Here is a 2764-nt window from a genome sequence, read left to right as displayed (position 1 = left end):
TGGCAAAAGAACTTATTTAGACCAATCATCAAAGACTTCATTGATGACTTTATTCTCGATAAAAATCATCTGCTACCACAGAGAATCTATAAATGATAGTGCGTAAGTCCTAGAGATATTGTATCCGTATAAATTAAAGACCAAAACAAATTAGTGTGTTGTATTTTTGGGGATAAAAAAATAAATAGGAAAGTACTGTGCTCAGGTTATATCGTAAACCAAATAAGGGGTTAGTGGGTGTCGATATTAGTTCGACAACTGTTAAGTTATTGGAACTCTCTGTTAAGAACGGTCGATATTGGGTTGAAAGTTATGCATTGATGCCACTACCTGAAAATAGTGTGGTTGAGAAAAGCATTTTAAACCCAGAAGCAGTTGGCGACGCGCTTGAACGAGTTGTTAATCTTGCAAACCCTCACACTACCAATGTGGCTATTGCCGTGCCTACTTCGATGGTCATTAATAAGATCATCGAGATGGATGCTGACATGACGGATGATGAACGGGAAGTTCAAATTCGTATGGATGCAGAGCAATATATTCCATTCCCATTAGATGAAGTTAGTTTGGACTTTGAAGTCTTAGCTGATCGATTGGCAAATCCTAATCGTGTCAACGTGTTATTAGTCGCTACGCGTACTGAGAATGTCGATTCACGTGTTGAGGTTCTTGAGCTAGCAGGTCTAAAGGCAAAAATTGCTGAAGTCGAAAGTTATGCGATGGAACGTGCTTTTAGTGTATTCGCTGATACGCTTCCTATGGGGGCGAATACAGTGGGTATTCTAGATATTGGGCATACGATGACGACGTTATCGGTCATGCAAAAAGGTAAAATTATCTATACTCGTGAGCAAGTGTTTGGTGGAAAACAACTTACTCAAGACGTTCAAAATCGTTATGGTTTATCTTTTGAAGAAGCTGGTCGAGCTAAAAAAGAAAGAAGTTTGCCAGATGATTACGATACCGAAGTTTTAGAACCATTTCTTGATGCAGTTGTGCAACAAGCTGCACGTTCGCTCCAATTCTTTTTCTCATCGTCTCAATTTAATGAGATTGACCACATTCTGTTAGCAGGTGGTAATGCCAATATTCCAGGCCTAGCTAAACTGTTGCAACAAAAGCTAGGTTATCGAGTAACGATTGCCAACCCATTTTTACAAATGGGCTTTTCTCCCCAAATCGATATCAAAAAAATTGAAAATGATGCCTCATCGTTGATGGTGGCATGTGGATTAGCATTGAGGAGTTTTGATTAATGGCAAAGATTAACTTACTCCCTTGGCGTGATGAGCTAAGAGAACAACGAAAGAAACAATTTATTGCATATTGTGTAGGGGTTGCTGCATTAGGTGTGGCATCGGTTTTGGCAGGATGGGGTTATCTTGATTACAAATTAAATGATCAAGAACAAGCGAACCAACTGATTGTGAGCACAAATCAAAATCTTGATGCTCAATTAAAATCCTTAGATGGCTTGCAAGAGCGACGTAATGCAATTATTGAACGGATGAAACTCATTCAAGGTTTGCAAGGTCAAAGACCTGTCGCTGTACGTTTAATTGATGAATTGGTGCGAGTTACTCCGCCTACCATGTATTTGACTAAATTTACACGTACGGGAGATAAGTTCACGATAGAAGGTAAAGCTGAAAGTCCAAACACAGTAGCTGAATTACTGAGAAATCTTGAAGCATCACCTTGGTATCGCAACGCTTTTATGAATTCCTTTTTAGCGGCTGAAGAGAAAAAAGACAAAACAGTCAGCTCGCTTATACCTCGTATTGAAGAAAACTATGGAAGTTTTGTTGTAACTGTTGATCTTGGTGAAATAGGTACAACAGTTGAAGCTGACCCATTAGCAGAAACGGTCGCATCAGGAACAGTGGGGGCAGCACAATGAGTCAAGAAGAATTAAATGAACTCAATCAAGATGTTGCTGTAAAGAAAAAGAAAATGACAGTAGAGCAATTCTTTCAGCAATTTAATATGCTTGATATGAATAATTACGGTAGCTGGCCGCTATCTGTAAAAGTGACATGTTGGATTTTTGTTTTTTTAGCTGTTTTAGCGCTTGGTTACTTTGTTGTTATTAAATCTCAACTTGAAAGTATTGCTAATGAGGAGGCTAAAGAGCAAAGTTTATTGAATGAATTTAGAGAAAAAGACTCTAAATTGCGTAATTTGCAGCGTTACCAAGCTCAGTTACAAGAAATGGAAGCTAATTTTAATCAGCAACTAGAACAATTGCCGAAAGAAACTGAGATTCCAAGTTTGGTTGAAGATATTAACTTGACTGGTGTGAATTCGGGGTTGAAGTTTAAGAATATTCGCCTAGAAAATGAGGTTAAGCAAGAATTCTTTATTGAACAACCGATTAGTATTGAAGCAACTGGCGATTATCATGCATTTGGAGCATTTGCTACAGGTATTGCTGCATTGCCTCGAATTGTAACTTTACATGATTTCACGGTTGAAGCATCACAAGATACGGCTAAGAAGTCAGATATTCCTGTTGTGAACTACTCTGTTAAAGCCAAAACCTACCGTTATGTGGGGGCTGATGATGCAGCAAATACTGAGGTTGGAGCGGCGGTACCTCCTCAGAATAATCCACCTAGTCAAGGAGGAACTAACTAATGAATAGTTATAAATTATAGGACTTACGCATTGACAGATTCAAAAAAGTATTAAAATGCTTTATAAAGTATCTGTGATTAGACGAATTAAACATGCTTCTACAGCAACCTGTACTCTACCCATTTAT

3 protein-coding genes are annotated in these 2764 nt (G+C 38.3%); all 3 read left to right on the top strand.

Going from position 1 to position 2764, the window contains the following annotated elements; genetic code table 11:
• Positions 1-197: 197 nt before the first annotated feature.
• Genes ACSC97_RS17990 through ACSC97_RS17980 form a run of 3 tightly spaced genes read left to right on the top strand, consistent with a single transcriptional unit; the run spans position 198 to position 2637 of the window.
• Positions 198-1256, top strand: a complete 1059-nt coding sequence (locus tag ACSC97_RS17990; RefSeq protein ID WP_004951546.1) for a pilus assembly protein PilM — start codon at positions 198-200, stop codon at positions 1254-1256.
• A complete protein-coding gene (locus tag ACSC97_RS17985; RefSeq protein WP_004909633.1) occupies positions 1256-1900 on the top strand; it encodes a PilN domain-containing protein in 645 nt (214 codons plus the stop codon). The genes ACSC97_RS17990 and ACSC97_RS17985 overlap by 1 nt, the downstream gene beginning before the upstream one ends.
• The gene (locus ACSC97_RS17980) at positions 1897-2637 is read left to right on the top strand and encodes a type 4a pilus biogenesis protein PilO (RefSeq protein ID WP_436662307.1); all 741 of its coding nucleotides are present in this window, start codon (positions 1897-1899) and stop codon (positions 2635-2637) included. Before ACSC97_RS17985 ends, ACSC97_RS17980 begins: the two co-directional genes overlap by 4 nt.
• The last annotated feature ends 127 nt before the right edge of the window (positions 2638-2764 follow it).

The organism is Acinetobacter sp. P1(2025) (assembly GCF_051390655.1).
GTDB lineage: Bacteria > Pseudomonadota > Gammaproteobacteria > Pseudomonadales > Moraxellaceae > Acinetobacter > Acinetobacter junii.
The sequence above is the reverse complement of the archived record's forward strand: the minus strand, read 5'-3'. Positions and strand labels throughout refer to the sequence as shown.